At 70.8% G+C, this 16891-nt stretch carries 12 protein-coding genes; 7 read left to right on the top strand and 5 right to left on the bottom strand.

Features of this window, described 5'->3' with window-relative positions; genetic code table 11:
• Positions 1-175: 175 nt before the first annotated feature.
• From ACP56T_RS17225 to ACP56T_RS17205, 5 genes are all read left to right on the top strand, one after another.
• On the top strand, positions 176-2875 hold the full coding sequence (locus ACP56T_RS17225; protein ID WP_430913374.1) for a sensor histidine kinase: 2700 nt from the start codon (positions 176-178) through the stop codon (positions 2873-2875).
• Positions 2876-3246: 371 nt separating this feature from the next.
• Positions 3247-5196 (top strand): acetate--CoA ligase, encoded by a 1950-nt coding sequence (acs, locus tag ACP56T_RS17220; RefSeq protein WP_430913373.1) that lies wholly within the window; start codon positions 3247-3249, stop codon positions 5194-5196.
• A gap of 199 nt (positions 5197-5395) precedes the next feature.
• Positions 5396-5677 carry a DUF485 domain-containing protein gene (locus ACP56T_RS17215; RefSeq protein ID WP_430913401.1) on the top strand — a complete coding sequence of 94 codons (282 nt, stop codon included), beginning with the start codon at positions 5396-5398 and terminating at the stop codon, positions 5675-5677.
• Positions 5674-7353, top strand: a complete 1680-nt coding sequence (locus ACP56T_RS17210; protein WP_430913372.1) for a cation acetate symporter — start codon at positions 5674-5676, stop codon at positions 7351-7353. Before ACP56T_RS17215 ends, ACP56T_RS17210 begins: the two co-directional genes overlap by 4 nt.
• Before the next feature lie 272 nt (positions 7354-7625).
• Entirely contained in the window at positions 7626-9326 is a 1701-nt protein-coding gene (locus tag ACP56T_RS17205; protein WP_430913371.1) for an MFS transporter, read from the top strand.
• A gap of 87 nt (positions 9327-9413) precedes the next feature.
• On the opposite strand, the gene purH is transcribed toward ACP56T_RS17205, so the two are convergent.
• Both purH and ACP56T_RS17195 read right to left on the bottom strand, forming a co-directional pair.
• Complete coding sequence (purH, locus tag ACP56T_RS17200) at positions 9414-11012, bottom strand: bifunctional phosphoribosylaminoimidazolecarboxamide formyltransferase/IMP cyclohydrolase (RefSeq protein ID WP_430913370.1); 1599 nt, start codon at positions 11010-11012, stop codon at positions 9414-9416.
• A gap of 108 nt (positions 11013-11120) precedes the next feature.
• Positions 11121-12860: a heparinase II/III family protein gene (locus tag ACP56T_RS17195; RefSeq protein WP_430913369.1), complete on the bottom strand. Its 1740-nt coding sequence runs from the start codon at positions 12858-12860 to the stop codon at positions 11121-11123.
• A 344-nt stretch (positions 12861-13204) separates the two neighbouring features.
• Here ACP56T_RS17195 and ACP56T_RS17190 point away from each other — a divergent pair, with 344 nt between their 5' ends.
• Positions 13205-13426 carry a hypothetical protein gene (locus ACP56T_RS17190; RefSeq protein WP_430913368.1) on the top strand — a complete coding sequence of 74 codons (222 nt, stop codon included), beginning with the start codon at positions 13205-13207 and terminating at the stop codon, positions 13424-13426.
• Between the two features lie 122 nt (positions 13427-13548).
• Here the strand turns inward: ACP56T_RS17190 and ACP56T_RS17185 are convergent, their stop codons facing one another.
• Positions 13549-14901: an RsmB/NOP family class I SAM-dependent RNA methyltransferase gene (locus ACP56T_RS17185; protein ID WP_430913367.1), complete on the bottom strand. Its 1353-nt coding sequence runs from the start codon at positions 14899-14901 to the stop codon at positions 13549-13551.
• 66 nt (positions 14902-14967) lie between these two features.
• Here ACP56T_RS17185 and ACP56T_RS17180 point away from each other — a divergent pair, with 66 nt between their 5' ends.
• A complete protein-coding gene (locus tag ACP56T_RS17180; protein WP_430913366.1) occupies positions 14968-15198 on the top strand; it encodes a DUF1674 domain-containing protein in 231 nt (76 codons plus the stop codon).
• Between the two features lie 150 nt (positions 15199-15348).
• On the opposite strand, the gene ACP56T_RS17175 is transcribed toward ACP56T_RS17180, so the two are convergent.
• Both ACP56T_RS17175 and bluB read right to left on the bottom strand, forming a co-directional pair.
• Complete coding sequence (locus tag ACP56T_RS17175) at positions 15349-15861, bottom strand: L,D-transpeptidase (protein ID WP_430913365.1); 513 nt, start codon at positions 15859-15861, stop codon at positions 15349-15351.
• Between the two features lie 187 nt (positions 15862-16048).
• Complete coding sequence (gene bluB, locus ACP56T_RS17170; RefSeq protein ID WP_430913364.1) at positions 16049-16681, bottom strand: 5,6-dimethylbenzimidazole synthase; 633 nt, start codon at positions 16679-16681, stop codon at positions 16049-16051.
• Between the last annotated feature and the right edge of the window lie 210 nt (positions 16682-16891).

Raw genomic sequence — 16891 nt, 5'->3', positions numbered from 1 at the left:
TGTGCAATGCACAATAGCACATCCACCGCTCTGCGCCACCCTGTCTCGGGGCGGCGCATTAAGGTTGACATCGGGTAAACATGTGACAGCCCGTTGAAGTGCCAACCCTGGACAAGGTTCCGCCCTATACTCGTCCCAGGTCGTCATCCCGATTTCGCCGAGGCCGCGCCACCCCATGACCAGTGACGGGACCGAGGACGGGACGGAACGCTCCGTCGCCGCCGCGCTCGCGGCCTGGGCCGCCGATCCGCGCCTCGCCGCCGCCACGCGGGAGGGCGGCTGCTATCTCGTCCTGTCGGGCGACGCGCGCCGGGTGCTGCATGCGTCCGAGTCGGCCAAGCCCCTTGCCGCCGCCGTCGCCGGCCAGGATGGCGGAATCGCGGAATCCCTCGGACTCACCGCCCAGATCGCCCGCTCCGGCCTTCGCGAGACCGCGCCCTCCCTGCTGAGGCTGCGCTTCGATTCCCGGCGGATCGCGCCCCCCGCCGCCTGCCTCGTCGCGAAGGGCGGCCTCGGCGACGGCTCGCCCGTGCTGCTGCTCGCCTTCGACAAGCCGCTCCCGTCGCGGATTCGGCGGCCGGCGCCGGAGCCCGGCGGCGCGGCTGCCGAGGCGCCCCCCCCAGCCGCCCCTGCCCCGGAGCCCGTGCCCGATCTCGTCCCTGGCTCGCGCTTCGTCTGGCGCAGCGACGCGCAGGGCCGTTTCGGCGATGGGGCCGGCCATCCGAGCGCGGCCCTGAGGGCGGCGTTCGGCGGTGAAGGCTGGGTCTCCCTCGCGGCCTCCGGGCGGCTGCTCGACGGGGCGGTCCTGCTCGCCGCGCTCGATGCCGGACGGACCTTCCGCGCCGTGCCCGTGGGGCTCGCCCTCACCGCCCCGGAGCGGCGGCTGAACCTCGACGTCTCGGGGGCGCCCCTGGCGCGGCCCGGACGCGCCTTCGAGGGATTCTCGGGCTTCGGCACCATCCGTGCGCCGCTCCCCATCGAGACCGGGACGGGGGCTGAAAGCGCCCTCCCCGCCCTCGCCCCCGCCGTGCCCGAGATCGCCGAGCCGCCGGCCGGCACCGATACCGGGGAGCCGTCGAGCCCCTCGTCCGACCCTTCGCTGCCGGAATCGCCGTCGCCCGCTCCTTCGGCATCGGCTCCCGTGGCGGCGGTGTCCGAGGATCCCGAGGCGCCCTTACCGGACGATGGCCCCGCCGCCCGACTGTCGCCCGATACGACTCGGCTCGATGCCGAGGCGCCGGGCCTGCCGGCCCTCCCCGACCCCGAGCCGCGCCTGGAGACGGCGGCGGCGCCGGAGCGGACGGAGCCGCTCTCTGTCAACGAGCACGCCGCCTTTCGCGAGATCGCCAAGGCGCTGGGCGCCCGCTTCGCCGGGGACGACGAGGAGCCTGCCTCGGCGCGGCCCGAATCCGTCGCGGGCTTCGGCCTTCAGGGCGGTTCGGTGACGCCGTTCCCCTCGCGGGTCCCGGACCCGGCCGTCGAGGCGGCCGCCGTCCTCGACGGCATCCCGGCCTGCCTGCTGATCTGCCGGGGCGAGAGCCTGCTGCATGCCAACCGCCGGATGCTCGACCTCGCCGGCTTTCCCGACCTCGCCGCGCTCCAGCAGGAGGGCGGCCTGTCGCGCCTGTTCCACGGGTTGCCGCCGCAGCGGCATGCCGGAGCCGTCCAGGCGGTGGCGATGGCGACCCGCGACGGCGGTTCCCGCGATACGGAGATCGAGCGGGCCGGCATGGTATGGCTCGGCGAGCCGGCCGATTGCCTGCTGGTGCGCCCCGCGCCCCCGGCCGATACGGCCCGCGCGACGGCCGCCGCCGCGGTGGCGGACGGCTTCGCCCTCGCCCGCGCCGCCGACGCGGAAGCCGCCCTCGATGCCGTCGACGACGCGGTCGTCGGCCTCGACGGGAGCGGGCGCATCCTCTCCCTGAACCGCGCCGCCGCCGCGCTGTTCGGCTGCGAGCCCCGCGAGGTGGTGGGAGGCGCCTTCGCCGATCTCTTCTCGGCCGACAGCGAGGGGACGGTGCGCGCCCTCGCCCTGGGGGCCGGGATCGGCGCGCGCGAAGTCTCGGTCCGCCCCGGCGCCGTTCCGCAGACGCGCCTGTTGTCCGTCACGGCGGCGCGGCCGGACGGGCGCCGGGTCGCGGTCCTGCGCGATGCCGGTGCCTCGCGTCCGATGCTGCCGGCGGCGAAGGCCGCGGACGCGGAGCCGGATTTCGCCGCGCGGTTCGGCGACGAGATCCGCGCCCCTGTCACGGGCATCGTCGGTTCCGCCGACCTGATCCTCGCCGAGCGCTACGGGCCGCTGGGCGATGCGCGCTACCGCGACACGGTGCAGGGCATCCGTTCCTCGGGCGAGCAGGTCTTGGCGCTGGTCGACGACCTCGCGGATCTCTCGCGGATCGAGTCCGGCCGGCGCGAGCTCGCCTTCGGGCCGGTCATGCTCAACGATCTCGTGGCGGACTGCGTCGCCCATCTCCAGCCACAGGCCGCGAGCGGGCGCGTCCTCTTGCGGACGAGCTTCGACGCCGATCTCGCTCCGGTGACGGCCGACGCTCCCTCGCTGCGGCAGGCGGCGCTGGCGGCCATCGCCGGCGCCATTCGCGAGACCTCCGCCGGCGGGCAGGTGATCGTCTCCACCACCCAGGCCGAGCGCGGCGAGATCGCGCTGCGGGTCCGCGACACCGGGACCGGCGCCCAGCAGGAGACGGCGCCCTCCGGCGGCGGCGCTCCGGGGCTTGGCGCTCCGGGGCTCGGCGTTCCGCTGACGCGGGCGCTGGTCGAGGCCAATCACGGCCGCTTCCGGGTTTCCGCCAGGACCGGCGAGGGCACCCTCGTGGAGATGATGTTTTCCGCGCCCGAGGCCGCGCTCAGGGCCTGACCGGGGCTCTCCCGCGAGACAGATCGGAAGCGATGTCAGCCGGGCCGTCCGTCCCGAAGGTCCGCCGGGACGGCCGGCGGTTCCCGCTTCCCGCGACGCCGCTCCCCGAAGAGCGCGGCACGGTTTCGCGAATTCCCCGCGCCGATATGAAATTCGCAAGGCGAGCGTTGAACTTTTGGCTTGCTTGACAGCGGTCGAAGGGGGCGCCTAGCTGCCTGGGACGCCTGAGCCCGCTACCGTCGGGAGCGTGGCGCGGTCGCCCGTCTCCGGCGACCGCCTCCCGAATGCGGGACGGTCGCGATCTTTGGAAGCCACGGCTGCGCGGGTCTGACATCCGCGAACGACCGGGCACCGGACAGGGAAGAAATGCGATGGACGAGAAGCTGGTCGAGGTCCAGGGTGCGTGGCGCGAGAAGGGGCTCATCGACAACGCCCGCTATCTCGAGATGTACGAGGCGTCGGTGTCGAACCCGGATGCCTTCTGGGCCGAGCACGGCAAGCGCATCGACTGGATGAAGCCCTTCACCAAGGTGAAGGACGCGAGCTTCGAGCCGGGCAAGATCTCGATCAAGTGGTTCGAGGACGGGATCACCAACGTCGCTTATAACTGCATCGACCGACATCTCGAGACGCGCGGCGACCAGACCGCGATCATCTGGGAAGGCGACGACCCGAACGAGTCGAAGCACATCACCTATCGCGAGCTGCACGCCCAGGTCTGCCGGATGGCCAACGTCCTGCGCAACCGCGGCGTCTCGAAGGGCGACCGGGTCACGATCTACCTGCCGATGATCCCGGAGGCCGCCTATGCCATGCTCGCCTGCGCGCGGCTCGGCGCCATCCATTCCATCGTGTTCGGCGGCTTCTCGCCGGATTCGCTCGCCGGCCGCATCGAGGGCTGCGCCTCGAAGGTCGTCATCACCGCCGACGAGGGCCTGCGCGGCGGCCGCAAGGTGCCCCTGAAGGCCAATGTCGACGCGGCGATCTCGCGGCTCGGCAAGGACCTCGTGGACCACGTCATCGTGGTGCGCCGCACAGGCTCCGACGTGACGATGGAGGCCGGCCGCGACGTGTACTATCACGAGGCCGCCGAGCAGGTGACGGACGACTGCCCCGCCGTCGAGGTCGAGGCCGAGCACCCGCTCTTCATCCTCTACACCTCGGGCTCGACCGGCCAGCCGAAGGGCGTGGTGCACACCACGGGCGGCTATCTCGTCTACGCCTCGATGACGCACCAATACGTCTTCGACTATCACGAGGGCGACATCTACTGGTGCACGGCCGATGTCGGCTGGGTCACGGGCCACAGCTACATCGTCTACGGCCCGCTCGCGAACGGCGCCACGACGCTGATGTTCGAGGGCATCCCGACCTATCCGTCGAACTCCCGTTTCTGGGAGGTGATCGACAAGCACAAGGTCAACATCTTCTACACCGCGCCCACCGCGATCCGCTCGCTCATGGGCGGCGGCGAGGGCCCGGTGAAGAAGACCTCGCGCGCCTCGCTGCGGGTGCTCGGCTCGGTCGGCGAGCCGATCAACCCGGAAGCCTGGGACTGGTACTACAAGGTCGTGGGCGACTCGCGCTGCCCCATCGTCGACACCTGGTGGCAGACGGAGACCGGCGGCATCCTCATCACCCCGCTTCCCGGCGCCACCGCCCTGAAGCCCGGCTCGGCGACGCGGCCCTTCTTCGGGGTGGTGCCCGAGGTGGTCGACGCCGAGGGCAAGGTGCTGGAGGGCGCCTGCGAGGGCAACCTCTGCATCGCCCAGTCCTGGCCCGGCCAGATGCGCACGGTCTACGGCGACCACGAGCGCTTCGAGCAGACCTACTTCTCGACCTACAAGGGCAAGTACTTCACCGGCGACGGCTGCCGGCGCGACGCCGACGGTTATTACTGGATCACGGGCCGCGTCGACGACGTCATCAACGTCTCGGGCCACCGCATGGGCACGGCCGAGGTCGAATCCTCCCTCGTCGCGCATGCCAAGGTCGCGGAGGCCGCGGTCGTCGGCTACCCGCACGACCTCAAGGGCCAGGGCATCTACGCCTATGTCACCCTCAACGAGGGCGAGGAAGGATCGGAGGCCCTGCGCAAGGAGCTCGTCGCCTGGGTCCGCAAGGACATCGGCCCGATCGCCTCGCCCGACCTGATCCAGTTCGCGCCGGGCCTGCCCAAGACCCGCTCGGGCAAGATCATGCGCCGCATCCTGCGCAAGATCGCCGAGGACGACTTCTCCTCCCTCGGCGACACCTCGACGCTCGCCGAGCCGGCGGTCGTCGACGACCTGATCGAGAACCGCCAGAACCGGCCGCACTGACCGGAGCCGGGGACGCGCGCCGCGCATCCCCGGACCCCGAGAGACGGCGACGACACGACCAGTGGCGGACCCCTCGCCAGAAGGGGCCGCCGTATCCTCGGAGGAAGAGCTTTTGAGTGCCATTTCACAGGGACCGGCCGCGCCCGGTCTCGACCCGTCGTCGCGGCCCTCGTTCGAGGCCGGCAGCGAGCACGAGCGCATCGTACGCAACCCGACCTTCCAGACCCTCGTCCATGAGCGCACCCGCTTCGCCTGGATCCTGACCGGGCTGATGCTGGCGGTCTATCTCGGCTTCATCGGCCTCATCGCCTTCGACAAGGCGCTGCTCGCCACCAAGGTCGGCGGCACCGCCTCGCTGGGCCTGTTCCTCGGCGTCGGCGTCATCCTCTTCGCCTTCCTGCTGACCGGCATCTACGTGATGCGCGCCAACGGCCGCTACGACGCGCTCAGCGCCGAGCTTCAGAGGAGCCTCGGCCGATGAGCCGCCTCACCCTCGCGCTCCTCGTCGGGCTGGCCGCGATGCCGGCCCATGCCGCCGGCCCCGATCTCGGCGCCGTGCAGCAGCAGGCGACGAACTGGCCGGCCATCGGCATGTTCCTGTTCTTCGTGCTGTTCACGCTCGGCATTACCTACCGGGCCGCCAAGGGCACGAAATCGGCCTCCGACTTCTACGCCGCCGGCGGCGGCATCTCGGCCGGCACCAACTCGCTGGCGATTGCCGGCGACTACATGTCGGCGGCTTCCTTCCTCGGCATCTCCGGCCTCGTCTACACCTCGGGTTTCGACGGGCTGATCTACTCCACCGGCTTCCTCGTCGGCTGGCCGATCGTGCTGTTCCTGATCGCGGAGCGGCTGCGCAACCTCGGCAAGTTCACCTTCGCCGACGTCGCCTCCTTCCGCCTCGACCAGACCGCCATCCGCATCATCTCGGCGGTGGGCACGCTCGTGGTGGTGGCCTTCTACCTGATCGCGCAGATGGTCGGCGCGGGGAAGCTGATCCAGCTCCTGTTCGGCCTGCCCTATCTCTACGCGGTGGTGATCGTCGGCGTGCTGATGATCGTCTACGTCGCCTTCGGCGGCATGAAGGCGACCACCTGGGTGCAGGTCATCAAGGCCTGCCTGCTGCTGGGCGGCGCGACCTTCATGGCCGGCGCGGTGCTCTACAAATATGGCTTCAACCCCGAGAAGCTGTTTGCCGCCGCCGTGGCGACGCATCCGAAGGGCGACGCCATCATGGCGCCCGGCGGCCTCGTCTCGAACCCGGTGGAGGCGATCTCGCTCGGCATCGGCCTGATGTTCGGCACCGCCGGCCTGCCGCATATCCTGATGCGGTTCTTCACGGTCTCGGACGCGCAGGCCGCCCGCAAGTCGGTGTTCTACGCCACCGGCCTGATCGGCTATTTCTACATCCTCACCTTCATCATCGGCTTCGGCGGCATCGCTTTGCTGATGTCCGATCCGAGCTACTTCAAGCTCGACGCGGCCGGCGCCTTCGACAAGCTCAAGGGCATGATCGGCGGCACCAACATGGTCGCCGTGAACCTCGCCAACGCCGTCGGCGGTCCGTACTTCCTCGGCTTCATCTCGGCGGTGGCCTTCGCGACCATCCTCGCGGTGGTGGCGGGGCTGACGCTCGCCGGAGCCTCGGCGGTCAGCCACGACCTCTATGCCAGCGTCATCGCGCGCGGGCGCACCAACGAGGCGTCCGAGGTGCGGCTCTCCAAGATCGCCGCCGTGGTGATCGGCATCGTGGCGATCTATCTCGGCTACGTCTTCGAGAACCAGAACGTCGCCTTCATGGTGGGGCTCGCCTTCTCCGTGGCGGCGAGCTGCAACTTCCCCGTGCTGACCATGTCGATCCTCTGGCGGGGAACCACCACCTGGGGCGCGCTGATCGGAGGGCTCGTCGGGCTCGTGGCTGCCGTGACCATGGTGGTGCTGTCGAAAGCCGTCTGGGTGACGACCTTCGGCCACGCTGCGGCGATCTTCCCCTACGACAACCCGGCGTTGTTCTCGATGCCGCTCGCCTTCGCGACGATCTTCATCGTCTCGATGCTCGACCGCTCGCGGCGGGCGCAGCGCGAACGCGCGGCCTTCGATGCCCAGTATGTCCGCTCGGAGACCGGCATCGGCGCCTCCGGGGCGCACGCCCACTGAAAGCCCGGCCCGGCGGGTGCAGGCGCCCGCCGGGCCGACAGGACCGTACGATTTCCCGGCGCGTCGCTGGCGGCTCGGCGGGGCCGGCCGGCCTCTCGAAAAACCCTTGTGACAACGGAAGCTCCGTCATCCCTTCGGCGGCGGCGAGGCTTGGCGCGCGCAAAGGTTACGATACAGTAACCTGACGTTTCCCGAAGCCGACCTCCGGAAACGGCGCGCGCCTGGATCAACCCGGCCGCCTTCAAGAACAACGCCGAGAGGGAACCCCGTTTATGGCCGTGGCTACAAGTCCGACCCGAACCGAATCTCCAACGCGGCCGATGACCTCGGCCGAGAAACGCGTCATCTTCGCCTCGTCCCTCGGCACCGTGTTCGAGTGGTACGACTTCTACCTCTACGGCTCGCTGGCGGCGATCATCGGCGCGCAGTTCTTCTCGGCCTATCCGCCGGCCACGCGCGACATCTTCGCCCTGCTCGCCTTCGCCGCCGGCTTCATCGTGCGGCCCTTCGGCGCCCTCGTCTTCGGCCGCGTCGGCGATCTCGTCGGCCGCAAGTACACCTTCCTGGTCACGATCCTCATCATGGGTCTGTCGACCTTCATCGTCGGCATCCTGCCCAACGCCGCCACCATCGGCATCGCGGCTCCGATCATCCTGATCGGCTTGCGCCTGCTCCAGGGCCTCGCGCTCGGCGGCGAGTATGGCGGCGCGGCGACCTATGTCGCCGAGCACGCGCCGCAGGGACGCCGCGGCTTCTACACGAGCTGGATCCAGACCACGGCGACGCTGGGCCTGTTCCTCTCGCTCATGGTCATCCTGGCGACCCGCACCTTCACCGGGGAGGAGGCCTTCAAGGAGTGGGGCTGGCGCATCCCGTTCCTCGTCTCCGTGGTGCTGCTCGGCATCTCCGTCTGGATCCGCCTCCAGCTCTCGGAATCCCCCGCCTTCAAGAAGATGAAGGAGGAGGGCACCACCTCGAAGGCGCCGCTCACGGAGGCCTTCGGCCAGTGGCGTTACGCGAAGTTCGCGCTGATCGCGCTGCTCGGCCTCACCGCCGGCCAGGGCGTCGTCTGGTACACCGGCCAGTTCTACGCGCTGTTCTTCCTGCAATCGATCCTGAAGGTCGACGGCTATACCGCAAACCTCCTGGTGGCGTGGTCGCTCGTGTTCGGCACCGGCTTCTTCGTGTTCTTCGGCTGGCTCTCCGACAAGATCGGCCGCAAGCCGATCATCCTGGCGGGCTGCCTCATCGCGGCGGTGAGCTATTTCACAATCTTCCAGAAGATCACCACCTACGCGAACCCGAAGCTCGAGAAGGCCATCGAGCTGGTGAAGGTCACCGTGGTGTCCGATCCGAAGGAGTGCGGGAACCTGTTCAACCCGGTGGGCACCCGCGTCTTCACCGCGCCCTGCGACCTCGCCCGCGACTTCCTGGCGAAGTCCTCGGTGAAGTACTCCACCGAGGCCGGCCCGGCGGGCCAGCCGACCGTGGTGAAGGTCAACGACACCGTGGTGCCCTTCCCGGCCGGTTCGCCGACGCCGGACTTCACCAAGGCCACCACCGCCGCGCTCCAGGCCGCCGGCTACCCGAAGGCGGGGGATGCCGAGATCGTCAAGATGGCGAACCCGTTCGACGTGTTCCGGCCGCAGGTCGCCACCGTCATCGGGCTGCTCTTCGTGCTCGTGCTGTTCGTGACCATGGTCTACGGGCCGATCGCGGCGGCGCTCGTGGAACTCTTTCCGACCCGCATCCGCTACACCTCGATGTCGCTGCCCTACCATATCGGCAACGGCTGGTTCGGCGGCCTGCTGCCGGCGACCGCCTTCGCCATGGTGGCCCAGACCGGCGACATCTATTACGGCCTCTGGTACCCGATCGTGGTCGCGGTGATGACCTTCGTCATCGGCGTGTTCTTCGTGCCGGAGACCAAGGACCGGCATCTCGACGACGACACGGCGATGGAACGTCGCTAGTCGCGCAGCTCTTCCGGCAAATGGAAAAGGCCCCGCCTCGCGGCGGGGCCTTTTTCTTGTCCGGCGACCGGTGCCGTCGCAAAAAAATCAGTGCCGGAAGTGGCGGTGCCCGGTGAAGACCATGGCGAGCCCGGCCTCGTCGGCGGCCTTGATCACGTCCTCGTCGCGCATGGAGCCGCCGGGCTGGATCACCGCAATGGCGCCCGCCGCCGCCGCCGTCAGCAGCCCGTCGGCGAAGGGAAAGAACGCGTCGGAGGCGACCACCGAGCCCTTGGCGAGGCTCTCCGAGAGCCCAAGGCGCTCGGCGCCCTCCCCCGCCTTCCAGGCGGCGATGCGCGAGGAATCCACACGCGACATCTGCCCGGCGCCGATGCCGACCGTGGCTCCGCCCTTGGCGTAGACGATGGCGTTCGACTTGACGTGCTTGGCGACGCGATAGGCGAAGCGCAGGTCGGCATACTCGGCCTCGCTCGGCGCGCGCTTGGTGACGACCGTCAGCGTCATGTCGTCGATGCTCGCGGCGTCGCGGTCCTGCACGAGGAGGCCGCCGGCGAGGCTGCGCACGGTCTGGCCGGGGGCGCGCGGGTCGGGCAGGCCGCCGGCGAGCAGGAGGCGGAGGTTCTTCTTGGCCGCGACGATGGCGACGGCCTCCGGGGTCGCGTCCGGCGCGATGATGACCTCGGTGAAGATCTCGACGATTCGTTTCGCGGCCTCGGCGTCGAGAATCCGGTTCAGGGCGACGATGCCGCCGAAGGCGGAGGTCGGGTCGCAGGCGAGCGCCTTCTCGTAGGCGTCGAGGAGGTTCGCGCCCTCGGCCACGCCGCAAGGGTTGGCGTGCTTGATGATCGCCACCGCCGCGATGCGGGCGGGGTCGAACTCGGCGACGCATTCGTAGGCGGCGTCGGTGTCGTTGAGGTTGTTGTAGGACAATTCCTTGCCCTGGACCTGCCGCACGCTGGCGACGCCGGGTCTCGGCTTGCCGGGGGAGCGGTAGAACGAGGCCGCCTGATGCGGGTTCTCGCCGTAGCGCAGGCTCTGCGCGAGACGCCCGCCGAAGCTGCGGAAGGCTTGCACGTCCGGCGCGGCGCCCTGGCTCGCGAGCCAGCCGGCGATGGCCGCGTCGTAGGCGGCGGTACGGGCGAAGGCGGCCTGCGCCAGGCGCCGGCGGGTCGCGGCGGCGAGGCAGCCGTCCGAGGCGGCGAGCTCGTCCAGGATCGCGCCGTAGTCGGCGACATCCGTCACCACGGCGACGTCGGCGTGGTTCTTGGCCGCCGCGCGGATCATCGCCGGGCCGCCGACATCGATGTTCTCGACGCAGTCGTCGAAGGAGCGCTCGGCGGCGATGGTCGCCTCGAACGGGTAGAGATTGACCACGAGGAGATCGATGGCGCCGATGCCGTGGGCGGCGAGCGCGGCCTGATGCTCCGGGTTGTCGCGGATGGCGAGCAGGCCGCCATGCACCGCCGGATGAAGAGTCTTCACCCGGCCGTCCATCATCTCGGGAAAGCCGGTGAGATCGGCGACCTCGGTAACAGGAAGCCCCGCTTCCTTCAGCGCCTTGTGGGTGCCGCCGGTGGACACGAGATCGATGCCGCGCTCCGACAAGGCGCGGGCGAAGTCGACGAGGCCGGTCTTGTCCGAGACCGAGAGGAGCGCGCGGGAGACCCGCACAACGTCGTGGGACATGCCAAGCCTCTGGGAAACCCGTCCGTTTCATCGTCGCCGTCCGGGATCGCCGGCACGGCCTCGGGCGGGTAGCACGAACCATGCGCAAGGGGCCAGCGCGGGCGCGCCTCAGCCGGCGGAGACCGTGTCCCGGCCCGAGGCGCGGACGAAGGACCAGCGCACCAGCGCCGGATCGCCGACCCTGACATGGAGCACGATCTGGTCCGTGCGCCGGGCCCCGCTGAGCCCCGCGAAGTAGACGCTTTCCTCCACCGCGATCGCCGCGCCCTCGGCGCTGAAGCGCCAGACCTCGCCCAGCGGCGAGGCGAGCTCGAGCCCGTCGGCGGCCTCCGAGCGGATGGCGATGGCCGGATGCAGGTGGAAGCGGATCGCCACGTCGCGGCCGCGCGCGCGCACCCGCCCCTCCCCGTCCCGCAGGAAGGAATCCTCGCCCTCCAGCCGCGCTCCGTCGCCGGAGAGCCGCCAGCGCCGCTCGTGCACGATGCCGAGGTCACGGGCATAGCCGTCGTGGCGGGCGGCGAGCACCTGCGCGCCGTCGGCTTCCGAACGCACCGCCTTCACCTCTCCCGGACCGCGCAGGATGACCGGGCCGAGCCGCCGTTCCAGCCAGGCGACGGCGCGCCTCTCGCCCCACCAGCCGCCGCTCGGCAGGAAGCGGCAGGAGGAGACGTTGGCGACGGTGGCGGTGGAATGGGCCGCCGTGGTCCGGGCGAGCCGGCGCAGCTCGGCGCCGCTGTCGGGCAGGCCGCAATTGACGACGACGCGCTGCGGCCCGCTCGACATCTCGAAGGACAGGCAGCCGGCGCCCGCGGCGGTGGACTGCGCCAGCGGCGGCGGCCCGCCGACATCGGCGACGACGACGATGCGCCCGCCCTCCAGCCGCTCGTAGCCGGAGTTCGGCGCGTGCGACATCGGCCGGGCCATGGTGCCGTCATAGACGAGCAGGGTGGCGAGATGGTCGGCGGCGGTGGCGCCGACGCCGTTGAAATGGCTGAGCGAGGCGTCGGCGTGGCGCAGCAGGCGCAGCAGCGGCAGCATCCGGTCGATGGCGCGCAGCAGCGCCTCCGGCGGCTCGACGCTGCGGCTGAGGAAGCTCTGGCGCAGGGGCAGCAGGTCGATGGCCAGTTCCATGGTGAAGCGCGGATCGCGGCTGGAATGGCCGCCGTCGGGCATGATCTGGAGATCGAGCTCGCGCGAGAGGATGCGGACGGCGCGGCGCAGGATCGGTTGCAGGCCCTCGCAGCACAGCCCCGCGTAGCAGAGGGCCACGGCGGCGTTGAGGCGCGGCTGCGGCGCAAGCCCCCGGCGCAGCGAGCGCTCGAGATCGCGCGCCGAGCGGCCGATCGCCTTGAGGAAGGATTGGTAGAAGGCGTGGTCGGCACCCTCCAGCACCAGGGGCGACTGGCACAGGAACGAGATCAGCCTCCTGGCCGTCACCGGGGTGCGGTCGGCGAGGGCCGGGTCGCCGCGTCCGGCGATGAAGTCCGAGACCAGCGCGCGGGCATTGGCGCGGGCGAGCGCGCTGTCGGCGGCGCGCAGGTGGCGCAGCCAGCCGAACCCGTAGAGCGCCTCCGCCCATTCCTCCGAAGGGGGCGTGTAGTCGAAGGGCGATCGGCCCTGCACCGTCAGGGAGCGGCCGGCGAAGACGAAGAGCCCGGCATAGATGTCGTCGGCGAAGGTGGCGTCGCTGGTGCGCAGGTCGTGCGGCGCGATGACGAGCCCCGTGACCCGCGCCCGCGCCAGCAGGTCCGGCGAGGAGGTGAAGCCCGCCGCCGTATGACGCATCGCGCGCGCGATCTCGCGCCCGATGAGCCGATACATGCTCCAGCGGTCAGCCCCCCAACGCACGCGATCTCCTCGGCCGGCGGCGCGGGGCATATGCCCGTGGCCGGTCTCCCTCGACGCTCAAGCTAGAGCGGGCCTCCTAACCGGGCGTTAAGCATGGCCGAAACCCGTGACCGGCGGACAACCCCGGCGGCGACCGGGGGATCCCCGGCGCGGGGCGGGTGATTCGCCACTTCTGCCTCGGGACGGGCGGCGCCGCACCATGTGGACAGCGTGCATAACGGGGACAAGGCGGCGGCTTCGCCGGTTCGTAGCCGGCATTGGCTTGATCGGACGTAAGATATTTACCCGTCGAGGTTTTTTCTGTTGTACCCCTGTCGCGTTCCGTTCGCAGGCGGATGGTTGCGATGCGTTTCGACATCTCGGAAGACCCGTCCGGCAACTGGTTCTGGACCCTCTCGGACGACCGCAGCGGTGCCCTGATGTGCTCCTCCGTCCGCTTCCGGACGCAGGTCCAGGCCTATGCCGACATCGCCGCCTTCAAGGCGTCGGTCTCGGGCGCCGGCGTCAGCGTCGGCCCGAAGGCGTCCCGCTCCCGCGCAGGCGGCGGCCAGCTCGGGCTGCTTTAGAGCATGTCCGGTAGAAGTGGCTTCCGGTTCTCCGTCCGGACATACGGCATCACGACATACGGCATCACAATGCGTTAGAGACTGTCAGGCGCTTCCGGGAGCGCCTGACAGTCTCTCGCGGTTCATCCTTCGCGGATCATCCGGGCGGCGAAGAAGCCGTCCGTGCCGCCGAGCGGACCGTCCGCCGCGGGGACGGTCCGCAGATCCCCGTTCGCATCCACGAGGCCGGACAGGCCGCCGACCTCCCCTGCCGCCACCGGCAGCCGGCGGAACTCGGGGCGGCGCGCGAGGAAGGCCGCGATCTGGGCCTCGCCCTCCTCCGGCTCCAGCGAGCAGGTGCAGTAGACGAGCCGGCCGCCGGGGCGCACGAGCCGCGCGGCCTTGTCGAGCAGGCGCTCCTGCAATCCCGTCAGCCGGGCGATGTCGCCCTCCGTCTTGGTCCAGGCGACGTCCGGGTGCCTGCGGATGGTGCCTGTGGCCGAGCACGGGGCGTCGAGCAGCAGGGCGTCGACGGGATCCTCGGGCAGTTCCAGGGCGTCGGCCGTCACCACCCGCGCGTTCAGCGACAGGCGCCCGAGATTCTCCGAGAGGCGGCGCAGGCGCGGGGCGGAGCGGTCCACCGCCGTGACCTCGGCGCCGGCTGCGGCGAGCTGCGCGGTCTTGCCGCCGGGCGCCGCGCAGAGATCGAGCACGCGCTCGCCGCGCTTCACGTCGAGGAGGCGGGCGGGAATGGCGGCGGCCGCGTCCTGCACCCACCAGGCGCCCTCCCCGTAGCCCGGCAGCGAGGGGATCGCGGCGCGCCCGTCGCGCAGCCGGAGCGAGCCGGTCGGCAGCAGGTCGGCGCCGAGGATGTCGGCCCAGCGGTCGGGATCGCTCGGCACGGTGAGGTCGATCGCGGCGCCGGAGAGATGCGCGCGGGCGATGCCGGCGGCGCGCTCCGGGCCGTAGGCGGCGATCCAGCGGGCACCGAGCCAGCCCGGCGTGTTGTCGGCCAGCGGGTCGCGGAACTCGGCGAGGATGGCGTCGCGCTGGCGGGCGATCCGGCGCAGGACGGCGTTCACCAGTCCCCCGAGATGGGCGAGGCGCTGGTCGGCCTTGGCGAGCCGCACCGAGAGATCGACGGCGGCATGGTCCGGAACGGAGAGGTCGAGGATCTGCGCCGCGCCCGTGGCGAGGAGCGCCGTCAGGGCCGTGTCGGCCTCGGGCAGGCCCTGGGCCATGCGCGCATGCAGCACGCGCTTCAGGAAGCCGAGGCGGCGGAAGGTCGCCGTGGCGATGGCGCGGGCGAGCCCGGCATCGGCCTGGTCGAGGCCGGCATGGCGTCCGGCCTGGGCCAGCGCGTCCTCGAGCGCCAGGGCGCGGCCCTTGCCGAGGAGGTCCGCGACCGCCGCCGCCGCCACCTTGCGCGCGGGAAGCCCGGCGGCCGTGTCGCCAGCGGGAGTATCCGGTCCGTCCGCGTTGCGGGGATCCGCCATCGATGCCATGTCCCGTGGAAAGGCGCGCGCGCCGCGAACAGCCGCCCTTCCACCGGAACCGGTTCGATGCAAGACCCGAGGCCCCATCAGATCGTCGCGGAGGATGCGTCTGACGCCCCGCGCAGGGTTCTGCCCCCCGCCGCCGAGCGCGCCCTCGCCGAGGCGGCGGAGCGCCGCAAGGCCATCGACGCGCACGCCGCCGAGATCGCCGCCGCCCGTGAAAAACTCGGGCGCGGCGGGCTGGAGCCGGTGCGCTACGACGACTGGGAGGTGAAGGGCATCGCGGTCGACTTCTGATTTTTTTCCACGCTCCCCGGTTCGATCCGGGGAGGCGGGAGACCGCTCGGAGCCGTTCCGCGTCCGGCGGAATCGGCTCTCTTTATTTGGCGGAACGCATTTTCTTTGCGTGAGCCGGAGCTGCCTCACGCGAAAATGCTCCGGCGCCCTTCAGCGCACCATGTAGACCTGCGCGCCGACCGAGACGCGACCGTAGAGGTCGACCACGTCCTGATTGTACATGCGGATGCAGCCATAGGAGGCGTAGGTGCCCACCGACGCGGGCCGGTTGGTGCCGTGGATGGCGTATTCGCCCCCGGCGAGGGTCATCGCTGCTGCGCCCATCGGGTTGTGTGGCGAGCCGCCGGCGATGAGGTTCGGCAGGTTCGGATGGTCGCGCTTGACCTCGCGCGGGGGCGACCAGGCCGGGGCGACATATTTGCCGTCGATCCGGGTGGTGCCGGTCCACTGCTTGCCGGGCTTGCCCACCGCGACGGGATAGCGGATCGCGGTGCCGTCGCCGTTGACGAGGTAGAGACGCCGCTCGGAGATGCGGATCAGCACCGAGCCGGGGCTCATCCCGTCGCCGAAGGGCACCACCTCGCGCGCGGCGGCCGGTGCCGCCATCGCCACGGCCAGCGTCGCGCCGGCCAGTACCACGCCCCATCCCTTCTGCCAGTTCATCGGATCCGTCCTTGCAAGCGTGACTATACGCTGGACGGATAATCCGCTCCCAAGCTTGCCGTTCCCCTTTACAGGACGATGACTGTCGCGCCGTCGCACGGTTTCTTGGAAGATCGGTAAAAGGCGCGCGCTCCGAGCCGAGGAAATGCAACCGGGTGGCGAAACCCGGCGCTAACCTTCGCGACGGCTACCGCTCGAACAGCTTGGCCGCGTCCGCGTCGCGGTCCTGCCAGCCGTGCCGCACGAGTTCCGGGTCGAGATGCTCCTCGCGCGGATGGCCGACGCAGAGATAGGCCACGAGATGCCAGGATTCGGGGACGTCGAGCGCCGCGCGGACGCGGGCCGGCTCCAGGATCGAGACCCAGCCGACGCCGATCCCGCGCGCGCGGGTCGCCAGCCAGAAGGTCTGGATGGCGCCGACCACGGAGTAGCGCAGCATCTCGGGCATGGTCGCCCGGCCGAGCCCGAGCCCGGCCTCCGTCGCCTCGTCGCAGAAGACCGCGAGATGCACCGGCGCCTCGCGCAGGCCCGCGAGCTTCAGGCCGAGATAGAGGTCGCGCCGGGAAGCGTCGTAGCCGAGGGCGGCGGCCGCGTTGCAGCGCTCGAAGCTCTCGGTGACGGCCCGCCGCCGTTCGGAATCGGAGACGCGAACGAAGCGCCAGGGCTGGCTGTTGCCCACCGAGGGGCTGAGCGAGGCTAGGGCGAGACAATCGCGCAGGGCCGTCTCGCAGACCGGATCGTCCCGGAAGCGGCGCACGTCGCGGCGCCACGCGAAGAGATCGGAGAGCGTCTGCCGGAACCGGTCGTCGAACTGGGGCACGCGTCTCGTCGTCCGGCGTTCGGCGGTGTCCTGCCCGCCTTCCGCGAGAGAATAGCGCCGCGCGCCCGATCGCGGGCATAAAAAAGACCGCCCCGAGGGGCGGCCTGAAGTCCTTGGGTCTCGAAACCTCGAAAAGTACCGGCGGCATCGGGTCCGGTCTGGCGCCCGCGGGCTGGGGAGCTCGGGTACGGGCGCCGGGCCGGCACGCAG

It is taken from the genome of Methylobacterium endophyticum (genome assembly GCF_050591105.1).
In the GTDB taxonomy this organism is placed as follows: Bacteria; Pseudomonadota; Alphaproteobacteria; order Rhizobiales; family Beijerinckiaceae; genus Methylobacterium.
This window is presented reverse-complemented; position numbering and strand designations above follow the sequence as displayed.

Coding starts and splice junctions, on each gene's coding strand:
- ACP56T_RS17225 (WP_430913374.1), top strand. CDS start 176: ATGACCAGTGACGGGACCGAGGACGGGACGGAACGCTCCGTCGCCGCC.
- acs (WP_430913373.1), top strand. CDS start 3,247: ATGGACGAGAAGCTGGTCGAGGTCCAGGGTGCGTGGCGCGAGAAGGGG.
- ACP56T_RS17210 (WP_430913372.1), top strand. CDS start 5,674: ATGAGCCGCCTCACCCTCGCGCTCCTCGTCGGGCTGGCCGCGATGCCG.
- ACP56T_RS17205 (WP_430913371.1), top strand. CDS start 7,626: ATGGCCGTGGCTACAAGTCCGACCCGAACCGAATCTCCAACGCGGCCG.
- purH (WP_430913370.1), bottom strand. CDS start 11,012: ATGTCCCACGACGTTGTGCGGGTCTCCCGCGCGCTCCTCTCGGTCTCG.
- ACP56T_RS17190 (WP_430913368.1), top strand. CDS start 13,205: ATGCGTTTCGACATCTCGGAAGACCCGTCCGGCAACTGGTTCTGGACC.
- ACP56T_RS17185 (WP_430913367.1), bottom strand. CDS start 14,901: ATGGCGGATCCCCGCAACGCGGACGGACCGGATACTCCCGCTGGCGAC.
- ACP56T_RS17180 (WP_430913366.1), top strand. CDS start 14,968: ATGCAAGACCCGAGGCCCCATCAGATCGTCGCGGAGGATGCGTCTGAC.
- ACP56T_RS17175 (WP_430913365.1), bottom strand. CDS start 15,861: ATGAACTGGCAGAAGGGATGGGGCGTGGTACTGGCCGGCGCGACGCTG.